At 42.8% G+C, this 4,736-nt stretch carries 5 protein-coding genes; 1 reads left to right on the forward strand and 4 read right to left on the reverse strand.

All coding sequences use genetic code 11. From position 1 onward, the window contains the following. Positions 1 to 136: 136 nt before the first annotated feature. The 4 genes from F6K49_RS35550 to F6K49_RS35565 form a co-directional block, all read right to left on the reverse strand. Positions 137 to 460, reverse strand: coding sequence for an alpha-hydroxy acid oxidase (locus F6K49_RS35550; protein ID WP_293104341.1), 324 nt, complete (start codon positions 458 to 460; stop codon positions 137 to 139). Positions 461 to 488: 28 nt separating this feature from the next. After that, on the reverse strand, positions 489 to 1,355 hold the full coding sequence (locus F6K49_RS35555; RefSeq protein WP_293040349.1) for a M48 family metallopeptidase: 867 nt from the start codon (positions 1,353 to 1,355) through the stop codon (positions 489 to 491). Positions 1,356 to 1,442: 87 nt separating this feature from the next. Beyond that, positions 1,443 to 2,315, reverse strand: coding sequence for a transporter substrate-binding domain-containing protein (locus F6K49_RS35560; protein WP_293104344.1), 873 nt, complete (start codon positions 2,313 to 2,315; stop codon positions 1,443 to 1,445). A gap of 267 nt (positions 2,316 to 2,582) precedes the next feature. Continuing rightward, positions 2,583 to 3,704, reverse strand: coding sequence for an alpha-hydroxy acid oxidase (locus F6K49_RS35565; protein WP_293104347.1), 1,122 nt, complete (start codon positions 3,702 to 3,704; stop codon positions 2,583 to 2,585). Positions 3,705 to 4,042: 338 nt separating this feature from the next. Here F6K49_RS35565 and F6K49_RS35570 point away from each other — a divergent pair. Continuing rightward, positions 4,043 to 4,736 (forward strand): hypothetical protein (locus F6K49_RS35570; RefSeq protein ID WP_293104350.1); only part of this gene is annotated, 694 nt, incomplete at its 3' end.

Genomic DNA, 4,736 nt, shown 5'->3' on the forward strand with positions numbered 1-4,736 from the left:
GCTGAATCATTTTTTGGGAATTTTCAGTATTATCCCCCTCCTTTTCCTATTCCTGGGGGAAGTAAATCGGGTTCAAGCCTCACTAGGCAAGGACTTCAGCTTTTTTCTTATCCCGTACTGACGTTAATTACTCTGGTCAATCTTTAATTGTCACCAAACTACGGTCAATATCCTTTACCTTAGTACAGCCACTCAAGGCCATCGCTATATCCAATTCATCCCTTAACAATTGCAAGACATGGCGTACTCCCGCAACTCCTGCTACAGCTAATCCCCATAATACCGGACGACCTACCAACACGGCTGATGCACCCAAGGCTAGGGCTTTGAGCACATCAGTTCCTCGACGGATACCTCCATCGATTAATACCGGTAGATGATTTCCCACAGCTGCGACCACTTCAGGTAAGGCATCGATGGATGCGATCGCACTATCCAATTGCCGACCCCGATGATTCAATTACAGTCAGTCAGTATAGCTAGCTCACCTACTCGATTGCTAGAGATTGGATTCTCTGTTTGTAAGCAGCACTGTCTAAGCCATCACCATCATTGGGATCCCAACCTTTTCTGTTGATTATTTCTTTTAGGGTATCAAGGCGTTTTACTGTTTCTGGGTGGGTTCTTAACATTGCAGGTTGATTGGTGGATTTTTTTTCTATGGTTATTAATTTTTGGAGAAATCCAGTCATGCCTGAGGAAGCGTAGCCAGCACCGTGCAACATTTCTAATCCCTTGCGATCCGCTTCATATTCCTGCTGCCTTCCTCGGGGAAGAGAGAAGGCGATATCCTCAAGAAGATTTATAATTGTCCCATACTCGATTTCAGTAAAGTTGTTGTCTTTGATAATCTGGCGCAGCTTCTCGATACTGTGTTTGCTAGTAATGTGAGCTATTTCGTGAGCTATCACTGCAGCTAACTCAGCTTCATTTTCTACCCCTTTCAGCAAGCCAGTATGAACATAAACAAAGCCACCCACCAAGGCAAAGGCATTTATAGTGTTGTCCTTGACTACTTGAAAGGTATAGGGAAAATTGGGGCGATCGCTATAGGGGATTAATCTCTGACCAATGTCTTGGACGTATTCAGTGATTTTGCGATCGCTATAAATCTCCAGCCCTTGATCAACTTCTTGTTGATTCAAACACTTACCCAGCTCTACTTCTTGTTGATCAGAAATGGTGATTAACTGAATTATCTCAATTCCTGCATCACCATCTAACCCACATGAGCCAAATGCTGATGAGGTATTGGGTAACCCTACCCCTAGACCCAGTCCCACAACTACCAGAATCAGCAGGTAAAACCATCGACGATGGGAAGCACGCTTAATCCAAGAGAATGGGTTTAACATAGTCGTCTATTTGAATAATCAAAAATAGGCTTGTAAGTATTCATTATTCAGCTTTCAGCAGTCAGCTTTCAGCAGTCAGCGATCGATTTAGTTAGCACATTTTTCATAAGCAGCTTGTCGTAGACCTTGGTAATAAATAGATTCAACACCCAAGGATTTTTCCAAAATTATATCCCACCTTAAGTTAGTAATAAATTTATCAATTATTGTCTTCCATTCTATATCCTGATCTGGTAAAATTATTCCGTAAAAATCACAACTTAACGGTCGGTCAGGAATTAAGATAAATTCCTGGAATGTCAGCCCTTGTCTTAAGGCTTCTGCCATTAAGAGCATGCCATCACTGGCAAAAGCCTCAATTTTCCGTTCGACAACATCTCTTAGAGCCAATTCTCGACCGTTAGAGCTTCTGTAAGGAGTGTCTACTATTTCAGCTAATGGGTAGGTACTGGAGATTAAGGTATGTGTATTTGAACCAGGAAGGACACCAATTTTTTTACCAGCTAGGGAAGTTTCAGGATTGAATATACCCTTCATTTCGGGTCTGATTATAAAATGTGTCCCGGAAAAATAAAAAGCAGTGGAGTAAGTAACTCCTGATAGTGGTGGAGCACTTTTGATCGTATTGGGACCACAATCTAGATGTACCTTGCCATTGGCTACCATCTCATAACGATTGTTAGGGGAGTCTTCGTCTAGAACAGATGGAATTGCCTCGAACCGAACAGATGTATTGAGTTCTTCACCGAGATAGTTGGCTAAATAATACATTTTAGTCACGCAGTAGCCTTGCCATTGGTCTTGCTCTAGAAAACCAAAGGGAGGGGAATCTCTCCTAATTCCTACTTTCAAAACACCAGTGCGCTTAATTTCTGACAAGACTGTTTCAGCTAAACTGGCTGAGGTAAACGTTAAAGATAAGATAATACTAAGGGTGATAGTGGCTAGCTTATTCCTCATTTCTTTTTGGGATTCTAATAATTACTTACTGATATCACTTTCCAATCGATAAATCGCTCAAAGGTTATCTAACCCTGAGCCTAACCCTGACTCAGTGCCAGTAATTTAGGGGAATAGTATCAAAGTATTACCAATAAATAATAACCTTTTTCATGAAAATTAACATACGCAGTCTTGCTATAACTTCAGCCAATTCATTTATATTACTAAGCTATTTGGCTTAGTGTTCCGGCATTATAAGCTAATATTAATTTATTAATAATCTAGTCAATCTTTAATTTTCACCAAACTACGGTCAATATCCTTGACCTTAGTACAGCCACTCAACGCCATCGCTATATCCAATTCATCCCGTAACAATTGCAAGACATGGCGTACTCCCGCAACTCCTGCTACAGCTAATCCCCATAATACCGGACGACCTACCAACACCGCTGATGCACCCAAGGCTAAAGCTTTGAGCACATCAGTTCCTCGACGGATACCCCCATCGATTAATACTGGTAGATGATTTCCCACGGCTGCGACCACTTCGGGTAAGGCATCGATGGATGCGATCGCACTATCCAATTGCCTACCCCCATGATTCGATACAATGATTCCTTTTGCTCCATGGTCCAATGCCTTGAGAGCATCATCTCCTCGCAAAATGCCTTTGACCAACACCGGTAGAGTAGTGATCGATTGTAACCATTCCAGATCCCGCCAGGTCAGTGTTGGATCAATTTGCTGGGCAAAATAGCTCAATAAACCCGATTCTCCTGCAGTTTTGGGAATTTCCAGACCAGTCATAGTCGCTAAATTAGCCAATTCCATCCCTACCGGTAGAGTAAATTGATTGCGTCGATCCCTTTCCCGACACCCCAACACTGGTGCATCTACGGTCAGACAAAGGGCACTAAAACCAGCTGCCTCCGCCCGTTCCACCAGTCTACGGGTGAGAGTGCGATCGCGATGGACATACAGCTGAAACCATGAGGGATTTTGGATATGGGATGTTGCCTCCTGCTTCTGTTGGCTCTGTTTCCCAGCTAGCGCTACAGCTTCTAACGGTTTAGTAGACATCGTACTCAACACCATGATTGCCCCTACCTCAGCTGCCGCCCTTGCCGTTGCCAATTCACCCTCTGGATTGGCCAGACACTGGAATGCCATGGGAGCAACCAGAATCGGTATGGGGAGAAACTGATCTAGGATTTGTGTGCTTAAATCTCGTTGACTAACATCCACCAACATCCGAGGACGAAGTTTTATCTGTTCAAACGCTGCACGATTGTCTCGCAGTGTTACTTCATCCCAAGCACCACTGGCGTAATAATCCAGTGCCATCGACGATAAATACTGTGGCGCTAGGGCTTCGTATTCAAATAGATTAATGGGTTTATTCAAGGTTTAAGGTTGGTTGAAGGTTGAAGGTTGGAGGTTGGTTGAAGGTTGGAGGTTGGTTGAAGGTTGGAGGTTGGAGGTTGGAGGTTGGTTGAAGGTTGAAGGTTGGTTGAAGGTTGGAGGTTGGTTGAAGGTTGGAGGTTGGTTGAAGGTTGAAGGTTGAATTCTAAATTCTTAATTCTAAATTCTTAATTCAAAAGGGTAGGTTGACATCTGGCACCCTTGTCAGTAATGCACCTGACCGGCTGTGGGATTAATTTTACAGGCTTTTAGCTCAAGTCCACAAGACAATAAATAAAAATTGCTATAATTTTTAGTTGATGCCCAGTTTGAGGTAAACCTTGAAAACTGTTGCTGTCTTTTTTGAGGAAGCAGGCACCTTTGCCTACCCATTTACTAAAAAAAAGTACATACGACACATTGCCCAACTTGGTGAAGCAATTGAAGCCTGTGGTGCCAATTTTCGTGTTGTTCGTCACCAATCTTCCTATCTAGGGTCAGGAGAATTTGCCCAGAGTTGGGAATTACGAGATGGAGAAGTGATAGAAACCGGTCCTGTCAAAGCTGATGTCATTTTCGATAAAGGATTGTTTAGCTCTGATGGAACTATCCCAGTTCTTAACTGTCAGGAAATTAACGAAATTTGCACCAACAAATATAAAACCTTTCAGCTGTTTAGTGACTATTCTCCCCAAACCTATCTTGTTAACAGCCAAGATGAGTTTTTTGATGCACTAAGTAGTATACCAGGGCAATATAAAGTTGTCAAGCCAGTAGATGGTCTTGAAGCTAGAAATGTCCACATTGGAGACGATGAGTTCTTAAAGAAGCAACATTGCCCCTATCCCTTCTTAGTGCAAGAGTTTCTCGATTCACGCTCAGGTATACCCGGTATTGTCAATGGTGTTCATGACTTTCGTGTAGCACTCCTCAACGGGGAAATTGTTCACTCTATAGTACGTACTCCAGCTTCAGGAAAATTAGTAGCATCCGTGACTGAAGGAGGCGAGATGCGTGTTGTAGAAATAGAGCTTA

The sequence above is a fragment of the Moorena sp. SIO3I6 genome, from assembly GCF_010672095.1.

Coding starts and splice junctions, on each gene's coding strand:
- F6K49_RS35555 (WP_293040349.1), bottom strand. CDS start 1,355: ATGTTAAACCCATTCTCTTGGATTAAGCGTGCTTCCCATCGTCGATGG.
- F6K49_RS35560 (WP_293104344.1), bottom strand. CDS start 2,315: ATGAGGAATAAGCTAGCCACTATCACCCTTAGTATTATCTTATCTTTA.